Origin of the sequence: Rhizobium sp. RCC_161_2, assembly GCF_041355235.1 — a bacterium.
GTDB lineage: Bacteria > Pseudomonadota > Alphaproteobacteria > Rhizobiales > Rhizobiaceae > Rhizobium.
Genome location: NZ_JBFUPL010000027.1, coordinates 1 through 20975 on the forward strand (window position 1 = coordinate 1; position 20975 = coordinate 20975).

17 protein-coding genes, 1 tRNA gene and 2 pseudogenes are annotated in these 20975 nt (G+C 58.5%); 2 read left to right on the top strand and 18 right to left on the bottom strand.

Features of this window, described 5'->3' with window-relative positions:
• The 4 genes and pseudogenes from AB6803_RS32230 to rpsL form a co-directional block, all read right to left on the bottom strand.
• Window positions 1-75, bottom strand: a pseudogene (locus AB6803_RS32230) (elongation factor Tu); the annotation flags it as partial.
• Window positions 76-142: 67 nt separating this feature from the next.
• On the bottom strand, window positions 143-2242 hold the full coding sequence (gene fusA, locus AB6803_RS32235; RefSeq protein ID WP_007702215.1) for an elongation factor G: 2100 nt from the start codon (window positions 2240-2242) through the stop codon (window positions 143-145).
• A 30-nt stretch (window positions 2243-2272) separates the two neighbouring features.
• Entirely contained in the window at window positions 2273-2743 is a 471-nt protein-coding gene (rpsG, locus tag AB6803_RS32240; protein ID WP_183692761.1) for a 30S ribosomal protein S7, read from the bottom strand.
• Window positions 2744-2821: 78 nt separating this feature from the next.
• On the bottom strand, window positions 2822-3193 hold the full coding sequence (rpsL, locus tag AB6803_RS32245; RefSeq protein WP_003507760.1) for a 30S ribosomal protein S12: 372 nt from the start codon (window positions 3191-3193) through the stop codon (window positions 2822-2824).
• A 507-nt stretch (window positions 3194-3700) separates the two neighbouring features.
• Between rpsL and AB6803_RS32250 the strand changes: the two genes are divergently transcribed.
• Window positions 3701-3994 (top strand): transcriptional regulator, encoded by a 294-nt coding sequence (locus tag AB6803_RS32250; protein WP_371112660.1) that lies wholly within the window; start codon window positions 3701-3703, stop codon window positions 3992-3994.
• Window positions 3995-4110: 116 nt separating this feature from the next.
• Here the strand turns inward: AB6803_RS32250 and rpoC are convergent, their stop codons facing one another.
• The 12 genes from rpoC to AB6803_RS32310 form a co-directional block, all read right to left on the bottom strand.
• The gene (gene rpoC / locus AB6803_RS32255) at window positions 4111-8322 is read right to left on the bottom strand and encodes a DNA-directed RNA polymerase subunit beta' (protein WP_034518458.1); all 4212 of its coding nucleotides are present in this window, start codon (window positions 8320-8322) and stop codon (window positions 4111-4113) included.
• A gap of 189 nt (window positions 8323-8511) precedes the next feature.
• The gene (gene rpoB, locus AB6803_RS32260) at window positions 8512-12654 is read right to left on the bottom strand and encodes a DNA-directed RNA polymerase subunit beta (protein WP_371112661.1); all 4143 of its coding nucleotides are present in this window, start codon (window positions 12652-12654) and stop codon (window positions 8512-8514) included.
• A 262-nt stretch (window positions 12655-12916) separates the two neighbouring features.
• Complete coding sequence (gene rplL / locus AB6803_RS32265; protein ID WP_371112662.1) at window positions 12917-13294, bottom strand: 50S ribosomal protein L7/L12; 378 nt, start codon at window positions 13292-13294, stop codon at window positions 12917-12919.
• A gap of 58 nt (window positions 13295-13352) precedes the next feature.
• Window positions 13353-13871 (bottom strand): 50S ribosomal protein L10, encoded by a 519-nt coding sequence (gene rplJ, locus AB6803_RS32270; protein ID WP_007702188.1) that lies wholly within the window; start codon window positions 13869-13871, stop codon window positions 13353-13355.
• Between the two features lie 332 nt (window positions 13872-14203).
• A complete protein-coding gene (rplA, locus tag AB6803_RS32275; protein ID WP_371112663.1) occupies window positions 14204-14902 on the bottom strand; it encodes a 50S ribosomal protein L1 in 699 nt (232 codons plus the stop codon).
• A 4-nt stretch (window positions 14903-14906) separates the two neighbouring features.
• A complete protein-coding gene (gene rplK / locus AB6803_RS32280; RefSeq protein WP_153370594.1) occupies window positions 14907-15338 on the bottom strand; it encodes a 50S ribosomal protein L11 in 432 nt (143 codons plus the stop codon).
• Between the two features lie 223 nt (window positions 15339-15561).
• The gene (gene nusG, locus AB6803_RS32285) at window positions 15562-16092 is read right to left on the bottom strand and encodes a transcription termination/antitermination protein NusG (RefSeq protein ID WP_371112664.1); all 531 of its coding nucleotides are present in this window, start codon (window positions 16090-16092) and stop codon (window positions 15562-15564) included.
• 18 nt (window positions 16093-16110) lie between these two features.
• Window positions 16111-16311: a preprotein translocase subunit SecE gene (gene secE / locus AB6803_RS32290; protein ID WP_007702178.1), complete on the bottom strand. Its 201-nt coding sequence runs from the start codon at window positions 16309-16311 to the stop codon at window positions 16111-16113.
• A 195-nt stretch (window positions 16312-16506) separates the two neighbouring features.
• Window positions 16507-16582: transfer RNA gene (locus tag AB6803_RS32295), tRNA-Trp, on the bottom strand.
• A gap of 215 nt (window positions 16583-16797) precedes the next feature.
• Window positions 16798-17682, bottom strand: a complete 885-nt coding sequence (locus AB6803_RS32300; RefSeq protein WP_371112665.1) for a 3-deoxy-manno-octulosonate cytidylyltransferase — start codon at window positions 17680-17682, stop codon at window positions 16798-16800.
• Window positions 17683-17700: 18 nt separating this feature from the next.
• On the bottom strand, window positions 17701-18387 hold the full coding sequence (locus tag AB6803_RS32305) for a glycosyltransferase (RefSeq protein WP_371112666.1): 687 nt from the start codon (window positions 18385-18387) through the stop codon (window positions 17701-17703).
• A 335-nt stretch (window positions 18388-18722) separates the two neighbouring features.
• Window positions 18723-19616 carry an NAD-dependent epimerase/dehydratase family protein gene (locus tag AB6803_RS32310; RefSeq protein WP_371112667.1) on the bottom strand — a complete coding sequence of 298 codons (894 nt, stop codon included), beginning with the start codon at window positions 19614-19616 and terminating at the stop codon, window positions 18723-18725.
• 141 nt (window positions 19617-19757) lie between these two features.
• On the opposite strand from AB6803_RS32310, the gene AB6803_RS32315 reads away from it, so the two are divergent.
• The gene (locus AB6803_RS32315; protein WP_371112668.1) at window positions 19758-20303 is read left to right on the top strand and encodes a GrpB family protein; all 546 of its coding nucleotides are present in this window, start codon (window positions 19758-19760) and stop codon (window positions 20301-20303) included.
• A gap of 9 nt (window positions 20304-20312) precedes the next feature.
• On the opposite strand, the gene AB6803_RS32320 is transcribed toward AB6803_RS32315, so the two are convergent.
• The gene (locus AB6803_RS32320) at window positions 20313-20822 is read right to left on the bottom strand and encodes an AAA family ATPase (RefSeq protein ID WP_371112669.1); all 510 of its coding nucleotides are present in this window, start codon (window positions 20820-20822) and stop codon (window positions 20313-20315) included.
• A 77-nt stretch (window positions 20823-20899) separates the two neighbouring features.
• Window positions 20900-20975 (bottom strand): annotated as a pseudogene (locus tag AB6803_RS32325) (elongation factor Tu); the annotation flags it as partial.

A 20975-nucleotide genomic window follows, 5' to 3' on the forward strand; every position in this document is an offset into this window, starting at 1 on the left:
CTTGCCGTGGTCAACGTGGCCAATCGTGCCGATGTTAACGTGCGGCTTATTGCGCTCAAACTTACTCTTTGCCATTTTCGGCTCTCCGTTCTTCTTGTCCCCGAAGGGATCATTTCTTGTTATCGGTCAATTGGTATTCCGGTCACTTCTGACCGGAATACTTTGCCTGGATTTCCTGTGCGACGTTCGACGGAACCGGCGCGTAATGATCGAAGGTCATCGTGTACTGTGCACGGCCCTGAGACATGGAGCGCAGGTTGTCGACGTACTTGAACATGTTTGCCAGCGGAACGTTCGCGTTGATGACAACAGCGATACCGCGAGCTTCCTGGCCCTGGATCTGGCCACGACGCGAGTTCAGATCGCCGATGACGTCGCCGACGTAATCTTCCGGCGTCACGACTTCGACCTTCATCATCGGCTCGAGGAGCTGAGCACCAGCTTCGCGGGCTGCTTCACGGAAGCAAGCGCGGGAAGCGATTTCGAAGGCCAGAACCGACGAGTCAACGTCATGGAAGGCACCGTCGATGAGCGTCGCCTTGACGCCGAGCATCGGGAAGCCAGCCAGCGGACCGGAGGACAGAACGCTTTCAATGCCCTTCTGAACACCCGGAATGTATTCCTTCGGAACAGAACCGCCAACGATCTTCGATTCGAACTTGAAGTCGTCGCCTTCCGGGTTCGGTTCGAACACGATCTTGACGCGAGCGAACTGACCAGTACCACCAGACTGCTTCTTGTGGGTGTAGTCCTTTTCGGTCAGACGCGTGATGGTTTCGCGGTAGGCAACCTGCGGCGCGCCGACGGTTGCTTCGACCTTGAATTCACGACGCATACGGTCGACGATGATGTCGAGGTGAAGTTCACCCATGCCGGCGATGATCGTCTGGCCCGATTCCTGGTCCGTCTTTACGCGGAAGGACGGATCTTCGGCAGCCAGACGGTTGAGCGCGAGGCCCATCTTTTCCTGGTCGCCCTTGGTCTTCGGCTCGATCGCGATCTGGATGACCGGCTCGGGGAATTCCATGCGCTCGAGGATAACCGGCTTCAGCGGATCGCAGAGCGTATCGCCAGTGGTGGTTTCCTTGAGGCCGGCCAGAGCAACGATGTCGCCAGCGAAGGCCTCTTCGATGTCTTCACGCGAGTTCGAGTGCATCTGCAGCATACGGCCAACGCGCTCGCGCTTGTCCTTGACCGTGTTCATGACCGACGCGCCCTTTTCGAGCTTGCCGGAGTAGATGCGTGCGAAGGTCAGCGAACCGACGAAGGGGTCGTTCATGATCTTGAAGGCCAGCATGGACAACGGCTCGCTGTCGTCAGCATGACGTTCGATTTCGGCGTCGGTCTTGAAATCGATACCCTTGATCGCCGGAATGTCGAGCGGCGACGGCAGGTAGTCGACGACGGCGTCGAGCAGCGGCTGAACACCCTTGTTCTTGAAGGCGGTGCCGCAGAACATCGGATGGAACTTGACGTCGATCGTACCGCGACGGACGAGCGCGCGGATCTGGTCGTTGTCAGGCAGGTTGCCTTCGAGGTAGGCTTCGGTCGCGGCTTCGTCGATCTCAACAACGGTCTCGATCAGCTTTTCGCGATATTCTTCAGCCTTGGCCTTCATGTCTTCCGGGATTTCGACGACGTCCCACTGAGCGCCGAGCGATTCGTCGCGCCAGATGAGAGCATTCATCTCGATCAGGTCGATGACGCCCTTGAACTCGGTTTCCGCGCCGATCGGCAGCTGCATGACAACAGCGGTCGCACCGAGACGCGTCTTGATCATCTCGACCGAGCGATAGAAGTCAGCGCCGGTCTTGTCCATCTTGTTGCAGAAGATCATCCGCGGGACATTGTACTTCTCAGCCTGACGCCAGACGGTTTCCGTCTGCGGCTCGACGCCGGCGTTGGCATCGAGCAGCGCGATGGCGCCGTCGAGAACGCGCAGCGAACGCTCGACTTCGATGGTGAAGTCGACGTGGCCGGGAGTGTCAATGATGTTGAAGCGGCGGGTCTTGCCGTCGCGGCCCTTCCAGTAGGTGGTGGTAGCAGCAGAGGTGATCGTGATACCACGCTCCTGCTCCTGCTCCATCCAGTCCATGGTGGCTGCGCCGTCGTGGACTTCGCCGATCTTGTGCGACTTGCCGGTGTAGTAAAGAATACGCTCGGTGGTCGTGGTCTTGCCGGCGTCGATATGCGCCATGATACCGAAATTGCGGTAGTCTTCGATTTTATATTCGCGAGCCATAATGGACTGCCTTTCGGATACCGTTCGGGATTACCAGCGATAATGCGAGAACGCACGGTTGGCGTCAGCCATCTTGTGCGTGTCTTCGCGCTTCTTGACGGCAGAGCCGCGGTTGTTGGAGGCATCAAGAAGTTCGCCGCAGAGACGGTCGACCATGGTGGTTTCATTGCGCTTGCGAGCAGCAGTGATCAGCCAGCGAATGGCAAGAGCCTGACGACGCTCGGGACGAACATCGACCGGAACCTGGTAGGTAGCACCACCAACACGACGCGAACGGACTTCAACGTGCGGAGCGATGTTATCCAAAGCCTGATGGAACACGCCGAGCGGCTCCTGCTTTGCCTTGCCCTGCACGGCGTCGAATGCGCCGTATACGATGTTTTCAGCTACGGACTTCTTGCCGTCCAGCATGATGGCATTCATGAACTTGGTGACGACCAGATCGCCGAACTTCGGGTCCGGATTGATCTCGCGCTTTTCTGCTCTATGACGTCGGGACATACTTCTCGTCTCTCAACTTGTTAGCGGCGCTTTATCACGCGGAGAACCTCGCGCAGCGCCGGATGATCTAAAACCGAATTACTTCGGACGCTTCGCACCGTACTTGGAACGGCGCTGCTTGCGGTTCTTGACACCCTGGGTATCGAGAACGCCGCGGATGATGTGGTAACGAACGCCCGGAAGGTCCTTTACGCGGCCGCCACGGATCATGACGACAGAGTGTTCCTGAAGGTTGTGACCTTCACCAGGAATGTAACCAATGACTTCAAAGCCGTTGGTCAGGCGGATCTTTGCGACCTTACGCAGAGCCGAGTTCGGCTTCTTCGGCGTGGTCGTGTAGACGCGGGTGCAAACGCCGCGCTTCTGCGGGTTCTCCTGGAGAGCGGGAACCTTATTACGCTTTACCTGCGCCTGGCGAGGCTTGCGGATCAGCTGGTTTACGGTAGGCATTCAACCATCCCTTGTAAATCTATCTTAACACCCTTGCGGGCTTAACTCTCGCCGTCTCCGGCAACGACACACGATCGTCTCAATGCGCAAAACGTGGCCCGATCCGCTTTCGCAGATGGACCACAGAAAAGCAGAGGACACCGAAAATGGCGTCTTGCGTGCAGCATTCTTGTCTTCAACGTGCGTTTTGAACCTTGTTTGAGGTGAACTCCAGAGCGTGTCGCTCCGAATGGCCATGCCTCACATGGGTCCGATGGCGGCGTAACTACTGGTTTCCCGCCGGTTCGTCAAGGCCGGTTAAGGAATTATCTTTGTCACAAAGCCCTAAAAGGCCCTGCAAACCAGCCCTTTGGCGCATTCGTTAACGAAATGGCGCCCCTCCGGCAAGATAGACTTGGGTATTTCACCAAAATCCCTATAAGGAATCACAGACAGATCATTTCACGGGACGGCAGCGGCAGATCGAGAGAATCGCCCGGCCGAATCGAAACTTCCGAAGGACCGCTCATGATTACTACGCCAGACAATGACAACAACTCCGACGGCCCCATGGTCTTCATCATCATCGGTAAGGGGTATGAGACCGACGGCAGCGAAGGCGTCGATCTGCATGTCATGCTGAAGGCCCCGGATGACGATACCGCCGTGCGCGAGGCGCTGAACGCCCTTGCGGAGGAAGGTTTCATCGAAGCCGATCTCGATCAGATCGGCATGCTGACCGATATTCCGGACGAGGAGCCCCACGCCTCCGCCTATCAGGGTGCGCTGGAAGGCGAAGTGGCGATCATCCGCTTCCGCTGAGCCGTTGCTCGGGCGGCGTTTTGCAGCAACCGCCCTCTCCTCCTCTTCACATATCCAAAATACAAAAACCGCCCGGATCGCTCCGGGCGGTTTTAATTTGTGCTGGCTATGGCCGCTTATTCAGCAGCCGGAGCGCTTTCGCCTGCCATGTCCTGCAGCATCGGCGTGGCAACGGCTGCACCGGTGCCCTTGCGGCGCTCTTCCAGGATCAGCTCGTCGCGCGCCGTCGCGATGCGGCGGATCTGCGTCATGGTACCACCGGTACCGGCCGGGATGAGGCGGCCGACGATGACGTTTTCCTTCAGGCCCTGCAGGCCGTCGGTCTTGCCGGCGATCGCAGCTTCCGTCAGCACCTTCGTCGTTTCCTGGAAGGACGCGGCGGAGATGAAGGACGGGGTCTGCAGCGATGCCTTGGTAATGCCGAGCAGAACCGGATCGCCGTAGGCAGGCTTCTTGCCTTCTTCGATCAGGCGGTCGTTGTTGTCGTCCAGCTCGATACGGTCGACATTGTCGCCGACGATGTAATGGCTGTCGCCCGCATCGGTGATTTCCACCTTCTGCAGCATCTGACGGACAATCACTTCGATGTGCTTGTCGTTGATGACAACGCCCTGCAAGCGGTAGACTTCCTGGATTTCGTTGACCAGGTAAGAGGCCAGAGCCTCAACGCCCTTGATCGCCAGGATGTCGTGCGGAGCCGGGTTACCGTCGAGGATGTAATCACCCTTTTCGATATAGTCGCCTTCCTGAAGGTGGAAGGGCTTGCCCTTCGGGATCAGGTATTCGACCGGCTCGACACCGTCTTCCGCCGGCTCGATGATGACACGGCGCTTGTTCTTGTAGTCGCGGCCGAGGCGGATCGTACCATCGATCTCTGCGATGATGGCGTGGTCCTTCGGACGACGGGCTTCGAACAGTTCGGCAACACGCGGCAGACCACCGGTGATGTCCTTGGTCTTGGCGCTTTCCAGCGGCGAGCGGGCAAGAACGTCACCCTGGGATACCTTCTGGCCCGGCTCGACCGACAGGATCGCGTCGACTGAGAGCAGGAAGCGGGCTTCACCACCACGCGACAGCTTGGCAACATTGCCGCTGGCGTCCTTGATGACGATGGCCGGCTTCAGATCCGAACCGCGCGGCGTCGAACGCCAGTCGATAACCTGACGCTTGGTGATGCCCGTCGACTCGTCGGTCGCTTCGAGAACCGAAAGACCGTCGATGACGTCTTCGAACTGAACCGTACCGGCAAGTTCCGTCATCATCGGGCGGGTGTAAGGATCCCATTCCGCCAGACGCTGACCGCGCTTCACCTTGTCGCCTTCGTCCACATAGATCTTGGAGCCGTAAGCGACACGCTGCGAGGAGCGCTCGACGCCACGTTCATCCAGAATCTGGACCGCCATGTTGCGGCCCATGGCAACTAGGATGCCATCGGAGTTGCGCAGCATGTTGCGGTTCTTGATCTGCACCGTGCCTTCATACGAAGCTTCCAGGAACGACTGGTCGACCACGGTCGCCGTGCCGCCCAAGTGGAAGGTACGCATGGTCAGCTGCGTGCCCGGCTCACCGATCGACTGAGCGGCGATAACGCCGACAGCTTCACCGAGGTTGACCGGCGTACCACGCGCGAGGTCGCGGCCGTAGCAGATCGAGCAAACGCCCGTCTGGATTTCGCAGGTCAGGGCCGAACGGATACGGATCGACTGGATACCAGCCTTTTCGATCTCGATGACATCCGGTTCCAGGATCATCCGGCCGGCGTCAACGATGCGCTCACCCGTGACCGGATGGTCGATGTCGTCCAGCGCCGTGCGGCCGAGGATTCGGACGCCGATGGAGGCAACGACCTGACCGGCATCGATGATGGCGGTCATGGTGAGGCCCTTGTCGGTGCCGCAATCGACGTGCGTGACGATGCAATCCTGCGCGACGTCGACGAGACGGCGGGTCAGGTAGCCCGAGTTCGCGGTCTTCAAGGCGGTGTCTGCCAGACCCTTACGGGCACCGTGCGTCGAGTTGAAGTACTCGTTAACGGTCAGGCCTTCCTTGAAGTTCGAGATGATCGGCGTCTCGATGATTTCGCCCGACGGCTTGGCCATGAGGCCGCGCATGCCGCCCAGCTGACGCATCTGGTTCGGAGAACCGCGGGCGCCCGAATGGCTCATCATGTAGATCGAGTTCATCGGCTTCTGACGACCGGTCGCCGGATCGAATTCGACGGCCTTAATGCGGGCCATCATTTCCTCGGCGACCTTTTCCGTGGCCTTGCCCCAGGCGTCGACAACCTTGTTGTACTTTTCGCCCTGGGTGATCAGACCGTCATTGTACTGCTGCTCGTATTCCTTCACGAGCGATTCAGTATCGCCGACGATCTTCGCCTTGGTGTCCGGAATGACCATGTCGTCCTTGCCGAACGAAATGCCGGCGCGGCAAGCATGGGCAAAGCCGAGCTGCATGATACGGTCGCAGAAAATGACCGTGTCCTTCTGGCCGCAATGGCGGTAGACCGTGTCGATCATCTTGGAGATGTTCTTCTTGGTCATTTCCTGGTTGCAGATGTCGAAGGTCACCTTGCCGTGCTTCGGCAGCAGTTCGCCGATCAGCAGGCGGCCCGGGGTCGTTTCATAGATCTTCGAGTAGGGCTTGCCTTCCTCGTCAACCGACTTGAAGCGGCCGCGGATCTTCGAGTGCAGCGTCACAACCTTGTTTTCAAGAGCGTGATGCAGCTCGCCGAGATCGGAGAAGGCCATGCCTTCGCCCGGCTCGTTCTGGTTCAGGATCGACAGATAGTAGAGGCCGAGAACCATGTCCTGCGACGGAACGATGATCGGTGCGCCGTTTGCCGGATGCAGGATGTTGTTGGTCGACATCATCAGCACGCGGGCTTCAAGCTGGGCTTCAAGCGACAGCGGCACGTGAACGGCCATCTGGTCACCGTCGAAGTCGGCGTTGAAGGCCGTGCAGACGAGCGGATGCAGCTGGATGGCCTTGCCTTCGACCAGCATGGGTTCGAAGGCCTGGATGCCCAGGCGGTGCAGCGTCGGTGCGCGGTTCAGGAGAACCGGATGCTCGCGGATGACTTCGTCGAGGATATCCCAGACTTCCGGCTTTTCCTTTTCAACCAGCTTCTTGGCCTGCTTGACGGTCGAGGAGTAACCCTTGGCGTCGAGACGGGCGTAGATGAACGGCTTGAACAGTTCGAGCGCCATCTTCTTCGGCAGGCCGCACTGGTGCAGCTTCAGTTCCGGACCGGTCACGATGACCGAACGGCCGGAATAGTCGACGCGCTTGCCGAGCAGGTTCTGACGGAAGCGGCCCTGCTTGCCCTTGAGCATGTCGGACAGCGACTTCAGCGGACGCTTGTTAGCGCCGGTGATGACGCGGCCGCGACGGCCGTTGTCGAACAGCGCATCGACAGATTCCTGCAGCATGCGCTTTTCGTTGCGGATGATGATGCCCGGAGCGCGCAGTTCGATCAGGCGCTTCAGACGGTTGTTACGGTTGATGACGCGGCGGTACAGATCGTTCAGATCCGACGTCGCGAAACGGCCGCCGTCAAGCGGCACCAGCGGACGCAGGTCCGGCGGGATGACCGGGACGACCTTCATGATCATCCATTCCGGGCGGTTGCCGGATTCCATAAAGTTCTCGACGATCTTCAGGCGCTTCATCAGCTTCTTCTGCTTGAGATCCGAGGTGGTCTCAGCAAGTTCGGCACGCAGATCGCCAGCGATCTTCTCGAGGTTCATGCTGGCCAGCAGCTCGTAGATCGCCTCAGCGCCGATCATGGCGGTGAACTGATCTTCGCCGTATTCGTCGACGGCGAGCATGTACTCTTCTTCCGAGAGAAGCTGATGCTCCTTGAGGGCGGTCAGGCCCGGCTCGGTGACGATGTAGTTTTCGAAGTAGAGAACGCGCTCGACATCCTTCAGCGTCATGTCGAGCAGCGTGGAAATGCGTGATGGCAGCGACTTCAGGAACCAGATGTGGGCGACGGGAGCGGCGAGCTCGATATGGCCCATGCGCTCACGGCGAACGCGCGACAACGTCACTTCGACGCCGCACTTTTCGCAGATGATGCCCTTGTACTTCATGCGCTTGTACTTGCCGCACAGGCACTCGTAGTCCTTGATCGGCCCGAAGATTCGCGCGCAGAAGAGACCATCGCGTTCCGGCTTGAACGTGCGATAGTTGATCGTCTCCGGCTTCTTGATCTCACCATAAGACCAGGAAAGAATCTTCTCCGGCGATGCGATCGAAATCCGGATGGAATCGAAGTTCTGTGCAGGCACCTGCGGATTGAAAAGATTCATGACCTCTTGGTTCATGCCTATCTCCTTTTGGGGCGAAACGCCCTCGAACTGCAATCAGCGCCGGCAAATTCCCGGGAACCGGACTGACGCGTTAAAACGACAATAACCGCGAAATGCGGCGAAAACGTCCTTGCCTGCGCTACACGAAATCGGGCGAAGGCAAGAACGGTGCGCGCTGACGGACAGCGCGCACCCTGTCGACTGTTACTCGGCTGCGTCCGGAAGCTGGCCAGCTGCCTGCAGATCGTCGACCTTGGAGTTTTCCAGTTCGACGCTGAGACCCAGCGACCGCATTTCCTTGACGAGAACGTTGAAGCTTTCCGGAATGCCCGCTTCGAAGGTGTCGTCGCCACGGACGATCGCTTCGTAGACCTTGGTGCGGCCGGCCACGTCGTCCGACTTGACCGTGAGCATTTCCTGCAGCGTGTAGGCTGCACCGTAAGCTTCGAGCGCCCAGACTTCCATTTCGCCGAAGCGCTGACCACCGAACTGCGCCTTGCCGCCCAGCGGCTGCTGGGTAACGAGCGAGTAAGGACCGATCGAACGAGCGTGGATCTTGTCGTCGACCAAGTGGTTGAGCTTCAGCATGTAGATGTAGCCAACCGTGACCTGGCGGTCGAACTGCTCGCCGGTACGACCGTCATAGAGCGTCGACTGACCGGTCTCTTTCAGACCTGCCATGGCGAGCATCTCATTGACATCGGCTTCGCCAGCGCCGTCGAAGACCGGGGTCGCGATGGACACGCCACGCTTCCACTGGTCAGCCAGACGCAGAACCGACTCATCGTCGTAGTTGTGAACGTCGTCGCTCTTCGGGCCGTCGCCGACGACCATATCGATCGTCTTGCGCAGGGGCTCGATGTTGCCATTCGCCTTATAGGCTTCGATCAGTTCACCGATCTGACGACCCATGCCAGCGCAAGCCCAGCCCAGATGCGTCTCGAGGATCTGACCGACGTTCATGCGCGAAGGCACGCCGAGCGGGTTGAGCACGATGTCGACATGCGTACCGTCTTCGAGGAACGGCATGTCTTCGACCGGCACGATGCGCGATACGACACCCTTGTTGCCATGACGGCCGGCCATCTTGTCGCCCGGCTGGATCTTGCGCTTCACAGCGACGAAGACCTTGACCATCTTCATGACGCCCGGAGGCATTTCATCGCCGCGCTGGACCTTTTCGACCTTGTCCATGAAGCGCTGTTCGAGGTGCGACTTGGATTCGTCGTACTGGCCGCGCAGAGCTTCCAGTTCGCCCTGAACCTTCTCATCCTCGACGGCGAACATCCACCATTGCGAACGCGGATATTCGGAGACGACGGCGTTGGAAAGTTCCGTGCCCTTCTTGAAGTTCTTCGGGCCGGCAAGTGCCACCTGGCCGCGGAGCATCTCGATCAGACGGCCGTAGACGTTACGGTCGAGGATCGCCTGCTCGTCGTCGCGGTCCTTGGCGAGACGCTCGATCTCTTCGCGCTCGATTGCCATGGCGCGTTCGTCCTTCTCAACGCCGTGGCGATTGAAGACGCGAACTTCGACAACCGTACCGTAGGTGCCGGGCGGCATGCGCATGGAGGTGTCGCGAACGTCGGACGCCTTTTCACCGAAGATAGCGCGCAGAAGCTTTTCTTCCGGCGTCATCGGGCTTTCACCCTTCGGCGTGATCTTACCGACGAGGATATCGCCCGGCTGAACTTCAGCGCCGATGTAAACGATGCCGGCTTCGTCCAGGTTCTTCAGCGCTTCTTCCGAAACGTTCGGAATGTCGCGGGTGATTTCTTCCGGACCAAGCTTGGTGTCGCGCGCCATCACTTCGAACTCTTCGATGTGGATGGAGGTGAACACGTCGTCGGCAACGATACGCTCGGAGAGCAGGATCGAGTCTTCGTAGTTGTAGCCGTTCCACGGCATGAACGCGACAAGCACGTTACGGCCGAGCGCCAGATCGCCGAGATCCGTCGACGGACCGTCAGCCAGAATATCGCCCTTGTTGACGAAGTCACCGACGGTGACCAGCGGACGCTGGTTGACGCAGGTGTTCTGGTTCGAACGCTGGAACTTCATCAGGCGGTAGATATCGACGCCGGACTTCGACGGATCGAGGTCTTCGGTGGCGCGGATAACGATACGCGTCGCGTCGACCTGGTCGACCACGCCGCCGCGACGGGCGCCGATGGCGGCGCCGGAGTCACGGGCAACGACGGGCTCCATGCCGGTACCGACGAACGGAGCTTCAGCGCGCAGCAACGGCACGGCCTGACGCTGCATGTTCGAGCCCATGAGAGCGCGGTTGGCGTCGTCGTTTTCCAGGAACGGGATCAGAGCGGCAGCAACCGAAACCAGCTGCTTCGGCGAGACGTCCATCAGGTTGATGTTGTCGCGCGGAGCGAGCATGACTTCGCCGGCATGACGGCAGACGACGAATTCCTCGATGAAGGACCCTTCGGCATCAAGCTCGGCATTTGCCTGCGCAACGTAGTACTTCGCCTCTTCCATGGCGGAGAGGTAGAGCACATCGGTGGTCACCTTGCCGTCGATGATGCGGCGATAAGGGCTTTCGATGAAGCCGTACTTGTTGACGCGGGCAAAGGTCGCCAGCGAGTTGATAAGACCGATGTTCGGGCCTTCCGGCGTTTCGATCGGGCAAATACGACCATAGTGGGTCGGATGCACGTCGCGGACTTCGAAGCCAGCGCGCTCGCGGGTCAGCCCACCCGGGCCAAGAGCCGAAAGACGGCGCTTGTGGGTGATTTCCGAGAGCGGGTTCACCTGGTCCATGAACTGCGACAGCTGCGAGGAGCCGAAGAATTCGCGAACGGCGGCGGCAGCCGGCTTGGCGTTGATCAGGTCCTGCGGCATGACCGTGTCGATCTCGATCGAGGACATACGTTCCTTGATCGCGCGCTCCATGCGAAGCAGGCCGAGACGATACTGGTTTTCCATCAGTTCGCCGACCGAGCGAACGCGGCGGTTGCCGAGGTTGTCGATGTCGTCGATTTCGCCCTTGCCGTCGCGCAGTTCGACCAGCATCTTGACCACGGCCAGGATGTCGTCCTTGCGCAGGACACGAACGGTGTCGGCCACTTCGAGGTCGAGACGCATGTTCATCTTCACGCGGCCAACGGCGGAGAGGTCGTAACGCTCCGCATCGAAGAACAGCGAGTTGAACATGGCTTCGGCTGAATCCATGGTCGGCGGTTCACCCGGACGCATGACACGATAGATGTCGAACAAAGCGTCCTGACGGTTCTCGTTCTTGTCGGCGGACAGCGTGTTGCGGATGTAGGCGCCGACATTGATATGGTCGATGCCGAGAACCGGGATCTCGTCGAAACCAGCCTTGAGGATAACCGGCAGGGTCTTCTCGTCGATTTCGTCGCCGGCTTCGAGATAGATCTCGCCGGTCTGGAAGTTGACGATGTCTTCCGCCAGGAAGAGGCCGTAGAGGTCTTCGTCGGTGGCCTTCAGGGCCTTGAGGCCCTTGTCCTGCAGCTGACGCAGCAGACGCGGGGTCAGCTTCTTGCCGCCTTCGACCACGACTTCGCCGGTGTCGGCGTCGATCATGTCGGTAACGGTCTTGGCGCCCTTCAGCGTTTCCGCGTTGAAGGGAATGCGCCAGCCGTCGCCGGAGCGCTCGTAAAGCGACTTCGTGTAGAAGGTCGACAGGATTTCTTCGCCATCCATGCCGAGCGCCATCAGCAGCGACGTCACCGGAATCTTGCGGCGGCGGTCGATACGGGCGTAGACGATGTCCTTGGCGTCGAATTCGATGTCGAGCCAGGAACCGCGATACGGAATGACGCGAGCAGCAAAGAGCAGCTTGCCGGAGGAATGGCTCTTGCCCTTGTCGTGATCGAAGAAGACGCCCGGCGAACGGTGCATCTGCGACACGATAACGCGCTCGGTGCCGTTCACGATGAACGTACCGTTGTTCGTCATGAGCGGCATGTCGCCCATGTAAACGCTTTGTTCCTTGATGTCCTTGATGGACTTCGCGCCGGTATCCTCGTCAATATCGAACACGATCAGACGGAGAGTGACCTTCAGCGGCGCAGCGTAGGTCAGGTCGCGCTGGCGGCACTCATCGACGTCGAACTTCGGCGGTTCGAATTCATAGGATACGAACTCCAGCATCGAAGCGCCGGAGAAATCGGTGATCGGGAAAACCGACTTGAAGACGGACTGAAGACCTTCGTCAGGGCGGCCGCCCTTCGGCTCTTCGACCATAAGGAACTGATCGTAGGATGCCTTTTGAACCTCGATGAGGTTCGGCATCTCTGCGACTTCGGGAATCTTACCAAAAAACTTGCGTACGCGCCTACGACCATTGAACGAAAGGGTCTGAGCCATCGTCGCTCCTCTAAATCCTGCACCCGGGCCTGCAACGGACGGGAACCGCTGGCCAGGCGATCCCGTCAATCAATGAGTAGTTCAATCTCGTCTAACTAACCGAAAACCGCTCAGCACGGATTGCGTCGCGGTTCGGTTTGAGACCATCCTCTTGAAGAACCCATTACCCAAAAGCCGTTTTGACCGCGACTTTTGGGTAATTTGTTCAAAAAAACGGCAAATGGGAGGGGGCAAAATGCCACCTCCCAAAGCAGTTTCAAGCTTACTTAACGTCAGCCTTGGCGCCGGCGTCTTCGAGCTTCTTCTTGATGTCAGCGGCTTCAGCCTTGGAAACAGCTTCCTTGACAGCCTTCGGAGCAGCTTCGACGAGGTCCTTAGCTTCCTTGAGGCCGAGGCCGGTGATGGCGCGGACTTCCTTGATGACGTTGATCTTGTTCGCGCCGGCATCCGTGAGGATGACGTCGAACTCGGTCTTTTCTTCTTCAACGACAGCAGCAACGGCAGCGCCGCCAGCAGCAGCAACAGCTACCGGAGCAGCGGCAGAAACGCCCCACTTTTCTTCGAGAAGCTTGGACAGTTCTGCGGCTTCGAGAACGGTCAGCGAGGAGAGGTCGTCTACGATCTTTGCGAGATCAGCCATTTTTTTAGTTCCTTTTGTTCGGTTCGAACTGGTTGATTATGAACAGCGAAAAACCGCCTTAAGCGGCTTCGTCCTTCTTGGCGTAGGCCGAGAACACACGAGCAAGCTGGCTTGCCGGTGCTGCAACAACACCTGCGATGCGGGTAGCTGGCGTCTGGATCATGCCCAGCAGCTTCGCACGCAGCTCGTCCAGCGACGGCAGGGTCGCGAGCGACTTGACACCATCGGCGTTGAGCGTTGTTGTTCCCATGGCGCCGCCCAAAACAACGATCTTATCGTTGCCCTTGGCGAAATCCACGACGACCTTCGGAGCGGTAATCGGATCAGTGCTGTATGCAATCAGCGTCTGACCGGTGAAGAGATTGGAAATCCCTTCCGCATCCGTGCCCTGAAGAGCAATTTTGGCCAGGCGGTTCTTCGCGACTTTGACGGTGCCGCCTGCAGCGCGCATTTTCGAACGAAAATCGTTCATCTGTGCGACTGTAGCACCAGCATAGTGGGCCACGACAACCGAGCCCGAAGCCTTGAAGACTTCGTTCAGTTCCGTGACGAATTCGCGTTTTTCCGCTCTTTCCACTGCTTTTCTCCAGTTGACAGGACCGGGTTAACGGACCTGCCGGGTTGCCTTTTGCCTCCTGGGATCAAGAGAGATCCCAAGCGACGCTTGAGGATCCTGTCCCCTCGCGCTCGAGCCGTAAGGCTCCAAGGCACAAGGCATCCAAGGCTCGAACCGAGTTCATCGAAGCAAAGCTTCATCAAAATTCGGGTCTTACCCGTCTCATGCAGGCTTAAGTGATTAAGGGATAACCACCTGCAATCTCGGACAGGAATTCCGGATTTCTCCGGATATCCCGGCCTCGAAAGGCCGGGAATTCTTGATAAGCCGGGCTCAGCGCCCGGCCAAAATCATTAGGCGTTCGGAGCCGTGACCGAGGAAAGCTCGATCTTGACGCCCGGACCCATGGTCGAAGAGATGGCTACGCGCTTGACGTAGTTGCCCTTGGCGCCAGCCGGCTTCGCCTTGATGACGGCGTCGGCGAAGGCGCGGATGTTTTCTTCCAGAGCCTTGGCATCGAAAGAAGCCTTGCCGATGCCGGCGTGGACGATACCAGCCTTCTCGACGCGGAACTCGACAGCGCCGCCCTTGGAGGCTTCAACAGCGCCCTTGACGTCCATGGTGACCGTGCCGACCTTCGGGTTCGGCATCATGCCGCGCGGGCCGAGAACCTTACCGAGACGACCGACGAGCGGCATCATGTCCGGGGTCGCGATGCAACGATCGAAGTCGATCTTGCCGCCCTGAACGATTTCTACCAGCTCTTCCGCACCGACGATGTCAGCACCGGCAGCCTTGGCTTCGTCAGCCTTGGCGCCACGAGCGAAAACCGCAACGCGAACCGAGCGGCCAGTGCCGTTCGGCAGGTTGACGACGCCGCGAACCATCTGGTCTGCGTGACGCGGGTCAACGCCGAGGTTCATCGCAACTTCAACGGTTTCGTCGAACTTGGCGACAGCCCGTTCCTTGACCATTTCGATGGCCTGGGTCAGAGCATAGAGCTTTGTGGGATCAACGCCTTCGCGGATCTTCTGAATACGCTTTGCAACCATGATCTTAACCTACCACTTCCAGGCCCATGGCGCGGGCGGAGCCCTCGATCATGGCCATTGCGCCTTCGATATCGGCGGCGTTCAGATCCTTCATCTTGGCTTGGGCGATAGACTGCACCTGAGCCCTGGTGAGGGTACCGGCCTTGGCGCCCTTGCCGGGCGTCTTCGAGCCAGACTGGATCTTCGCTTCCTTCTTCAGGAAGTAGCTGACTGGCGGCTGCTTCATGATGAAGGTGAAGGACTTGTCCTGGTAGTAGGTGATGACGACCGGGATCGGCATACCCTTTTCCATTTCCTGCGTGGCGGCATTGAACGCCTTGCAGAATTCCATGATGTTAATGCCACGCTGACCAAGCGCAGGACCGATCGGCGGCGACGGATTCGCCGAGCCGGCCTTCACCTGCAGCTTGAGCTGGCCTGCAACTTTCTTAGCCATTTCTCTCTGCCTTTCTAACTGACCGGTTGCCCGGCCTCTTGTGCCGGATTGCTCCGGCGGCTGCGGTTGCGTGGTGCGGGTCAAAAAGTCCGGCTAAGACCCCTGCCCTTCCACGCGGATTGCGGCGCTGCCGCGAGATGTAAATAAGTATTTGCTTACTTACATCCAAAACCGAACGAAAGACCAGCCATCCATGACTGATCTTTCCAATCCGACAAAACGATCAGACCTTCTCGACCTGACTGTATTCCAGCTCGACCGGCGTAGCGCGGCCGAAGATCGAAACTTCCACCTTCAGGCGCGAACGCTCTTCGTCCACATCCTGAACCGTGCCGTTGAACGAGGCGAACGGACCATCCGAAACACGGACCTGCTCGCCGATCTCGAAGGACACGGAAGCCTTCGGCCGCTCGACGCCTTCCTGGACCTGACCGAGAATGCGCTCGGCTTCATAATCCGGAATCGGAACGGGTTTATTGTCAGAACCGAGGAAGCCAGTGACCTTCGGTGTATTCTTGATCAGGTGGTAAGCTTCATCCGTCAGGTTGGCGCGAACCAGCACATAACCCGGGAAAAACTTGCGCTCGCTGTCGACCTTACGGCCGCGACGCACTTCAACCACCTTCTCAGTCGGCACGAGGATCCGTTCGAACAGATGCCCCAGACCCTTCTGCTTGGCCTTCTCCTCAATGGATTCAGCCACTTTCTTTTCGAAATTAGAATAAGCGTGGACGATGTACCAACGTGCCGCCATGTTCATCTCCACTCGATATCAATTGCCGGTGTTCAGCACGTAGCCGAGAATCCAGCCGATGAGCTGGTCAGCAGCAAAGAAAAACAGCGAGGCGAAAACAACCATGACCAACACCATCACCGTCGAGATCATCGTCTCGCGGCGGGACGGCCATGTAATTTTCGACGTCTCAGAGCGGACCTGCTGCAGAAACGCTAGTGGATTCGATTTGGATGCCATTGACTGCCCACGCAATTACGGCGCGTAAAGCTGAACATATCAGCCCCACGCACCGCGTGTCTGTTGAACCCCTACATAAACACCGATTCCCGATTTAACAAGAGAGAATTCGATGCTTTCGAAAATTTGCCGGCAATCCGGCTTATCCCCAACCCGAAAAGCAGCGAAACGACGCGCCAGTCAAATCGAGGAAAATGGCAGGGGCAGCAGGGCTCGAACCTACGACCTGCGGTTTTGGAGACCGCCGCTCTACCAACTGAGCTATACCCCTTCATGCTCCGATCGTCAGCTCCGTGCGGTTGCCCGCCAGCGCCTTTCGGAAACATGGCGCTCCCTTTAAGACGGGACGAAACGATTGGCAAGTGCGTTTTTTTGTTTTTTCCCAATCGGGTCCGCCGCTTCGATCGGTGCGAGCCGTCGCCATCGCGTCGGCAGCGAGGCATTGCGGACATCCCGCCCCCTTCAAAGGCGGCACTGCGACAGATTTTAGCCTTCCTTCTGCTCGCCAGGCGTTCCCTTGGGCTTCCGCTTCAGAAATTTCGGCCGCAAACGGCGCAGGAAATTATCCGTGGAGCGAATCACATTGGTCAGCGAAATCAACTTGTCGACTTCTGCATCGGTATTGCCCAGCCGTTCGGACAGCACCTCCGCCACCGCCAGCGAAATCTCGGCGGGCGGAATTTCCGAGAAGCGCTCTGCGAGCCTGGTATAGGCATTGGCGGAAACGCCGCCATGGATGGTGATCTTGCCCAACCGGGCGAAGAGGCGCAGGAAGGTCTGCTCGAAGCTCCAGTCATGGACCGAGACCACCCTCCACTTCTCACTCCGCTTGGCCGAGAAGCCGGCAAGCACGATGGCACCCGGCAATTTCAGGTCGCTCAGCCAAAGCGCCAGGGCAAAACCGCTGGTCGGCGTCTTGGCCTCCGTGTAGAGATCACCGCAGAAACCGACGAGATCGAGATGCCCGGTCGGCGCGCCCTGGAAATCGGCGGCGGGATTGAGCTTCTCCTCGAGGCCGAGGCGGATGTTCATGATCCCGAGGAAATAGTCCTTGGGGAAGAATTTGACGACCTCGCCCACTTCGCCCCGATAGACGATGTTGGCACCTCGCGGCTGACCGCGCGAGACCAGCAGCGAATGCCCGAGGAAGGGGCGATCCAGCACCTTGTAGACTTTATTGAAGAAGACGAAGAGGGCGGTCGGCGGATACTGCGCCTGCAGGCTCCCGATATCGACCGTGTCGCTGTTGGCGACAAGGACGATATGGGAGAACGCCGTCAGTATGGAGCGCCAATCCTCGGCGGTCGTCAAACCTGCCGCGGCTCCCGCTGCCGGGAAAGCAGGCTTGTCGGTCGCTGTTTCGGATGTCACGCCCTGATCCTGTTCTTGTTATTTCTGCTGGACGTGCAGCAGGCGGTCGCGCATGGCGAACCATTCGTCGGCATAATCGTCGTCGCGATACTCGTCGAAATACGGTCCGCCATCGGTGAAATGCACGAGCTTGGCGTCTTCACGGCGATCGTATTCGTTGACGAGATAATTCCAGGTCACGGGAACCTCGCCGATCTGATCGTCGCTCTCCAGCCACTTGAACTGATGGAGTTGAAGGCCTGTGGCGGTGTTCACATAATCCTTCGTCAACGCCTTGCACTTGGCATTGTTGAACAGGATCATGCTCGACCAGTTCTTCTTCTCGTACTTGGTCTGCGTCTGGCCGAGGAACTTGGTTTCGACCTTCGGCTGGTAATCGTGCTTGACGCACATTGCGGCATAGCGATCGTCGCGCAGCTTCCAGAGCTCGGCAATATCGGCGCGGGCGAGCATGTCGCAATCCATGAAGATGCTCCAACCCTCGAAGTCGCTGAGATAGGGAACCAGGAAGCGGGAGAAGGAGAACTCGGTCGATTGCAGCGGATTGCGCTCACGCGTGAAAACGCCCTCGAGATTGCTGAGCACGATCGGCGAAAACACCACCGGGATCGAGGAGCGCTCGATTATGCTTTGTGCGAGAACGTGATAGGCGACAACTTCCTTAGAGTCGAAGCCGACAAAAATACGTGCAACACCGTCGTTCATGGTCCCTCCTAAACGGCCGACCGACTAGGAGATCAGCCGACTAAAAACATCTTTCCGTCGCAGCGCAGACCGCGCTGCCGGACATCGTGTCAGAGCATGAGCCATACCATGCCCGCTCCGAACACCGATCGCGACGATATCGTCGAATGCCATTGCAATTTCCCCGATACGCCTCGCGAACGCAAACCTACTTACTTCAACGCTGATATTTGTCGAGTGTTTGCGGAAGCATTTTTGGTTTTCAGCCGTAACAAATGGAGAGGCGCCCTGCCCTGGCTGCGCCTCTGCCGGACGCGGCGACCGCGTCCGGTATTGTCGCAGCCACTCGTGCGGGCTCAAACTTTCACATATCGCCGCCAGTCATGCTCTTCCTTGAAGCCCAGGACCTCGCGGATCTTGCGGTTGGAGAGCAGGCCCTCGTATTCACCGATCTCGCGGGTGAAAGGCACGTTCGGAAAGTGCTTGGCTGCAAGTTCGCGCGACGGCGTGTTGGCCGACACCGTGTCATTGGCGGCATTGAACACCTGGAAGCCGAGGCCGCTCTTTTCGATGCAGAGATGCACGATCTGGCCGAGATCTCGGGCGTCGATATAGCTCCATGCGATGCGCTTGCGGATTTCGCTATCAGCGAAAAACTCCGGGAAGCGCTCATATTCATGCGGTTCGATGACGTTGCCGATGCGCAGCGCATAGATGTCGATGCCGAAACGTTCGGCGAAGGCGCGGGCCGTCTTTTCGTTCAGGACCTTGGAGAGGCCGTAGGAATCCATCGGGTTGACATCATAGTCCTCCTCCAGCGGAAACTGGTGGAAATCGCGATGGCCTTCGGCGAAGCAGACGCCATAGGTCGTCTCGCTGGAGGCGACAATGATCTTCTTGATGCCGAGCTTCGCCGCGGCTTCGATGACATTGTAGGTGCTCATCGTGTTGATGCGGAAGGTCTCGTTATCCGGCTTTAAAAGGATGCGCGGCACGGCGGCGAAGTGCACCACGGCGTCGTAGGGTTGCACGCCCTTGCCCTGATCGAGATCGGGGAAATCCCGATGCATGGTGAGCACATTATAGACCTGTCCCGCATCAGTGACATCGGCCTGCAAATTGGTGACGCCGGGGCTGTTCAGCGGCACGAGATCGATATTGTGGACTTCGTAGCCGGCTTCGACCAGCCAGGGAACCGTGTGACGCCCGGCCTTGCCGCTGCCGCCGGTGAACAAAATACGCTTCTTCATGAAATCTCCTCCTGGTAAAATCGAGCGATAGATAGACCCTTTCCGGCGTTTCGCAAGACCGGTGAAATGGTCGGATTGTCTCAGCTGGCGGATTGGGTGAAAGATCCGTTGGCAATGGTGGAACGTTTAAGGGTGAGGCGTATGCGTCCGATCAGGCTCGTCGACTATGATCCCGCATGGCCTGCCCTCTTCGAGAGCCGGCGTGAGGCAATCACCGCCCTGCTCAGCCATGCCGCCGATATCCACCATATTGGCAGCACATCCGTTCCCGGACTTTGTGCCAAGCCGAAGCTCGATATCGACGCCGTGCTCGCGACGGCTGAAGACAGGCTCGTCGCCACGGAATATCTTAAGAAGGATGGCTATGCCTTTCACGGCGATCCGTACGGAGCCGACAGATGGAAGTTCACCAAGGATGAAGCCCCCTATGGGACAAGGCTTTATCTGTCTCTACCCGGCAATCCCGCCCATCGCGACCGTATTCTCTTTCGCGATTACCTGCGTGCCCATCCTGAAGTGGCCGGGAACTACGCCGCATTGAAGCAGCGGCTCGCCATGGAAGCGGATGGCGATTGGGATCACTATACCGACGGCAAGAGCGATTTCGTTGCCAATATTCTTCGCCAAGCCCTTGCTGAGTTGGCACAATCCACTGAAGTCACCACCCTGAGACTGTCGATAGATTGATTACGTCGCTCACTTACGCAAATATTCCAGCACATGCTCGATACATTGGTCGAGCGAAAGCCGACTGGTGTCGAAAATCTCGCAACCGTGCTGGACAGCCTCCCTCCGCAGATAAGCAGCCCAGTTCATCATGTCCTCGTTCGCGAGTTCCGGCTGGCCTCTTCCGACTGTAAGCCGTTCCGCCCTTGTTGCGTCGTCGCAATCGACCAAAATCAGTCTGTAGTCATCGATATTTGCAACTGCCGCCGCTTCCGCGATGAAGGCAATCCGCATCTGTCCTTCGAACAGGATCGACTTTCCGGCCCGCGCGATCGGTGCGAGGCGCTCCATCCAGTCGACGGTCTTGTCACGCTGCCAAGCCTCTGGCGAGCCATGATCCCTAATCATCACATCCGCCGGCGGCACGCCGATACTATCGAAAAGATAGACCGCGATATCATCCGGATACCGCTCCGCGATCAGGCCGGCGATGGCCGTTTTTCCGGAACCGGATGCGCCTGTCAGAACAATCAAACCCATCAATCTCCTCCGTCCCGAAACGCGAAAGGCCCCGCTGTTTCCAGCGGGGCCTTCGTAATCAAGGAATAATCCGAGGATTACTCAACGATGCTGGCAACGATGCCAGCGCCGACGGTACGGCCGCCTTCACGGATCGCGAAGCGCAGCTTTTCT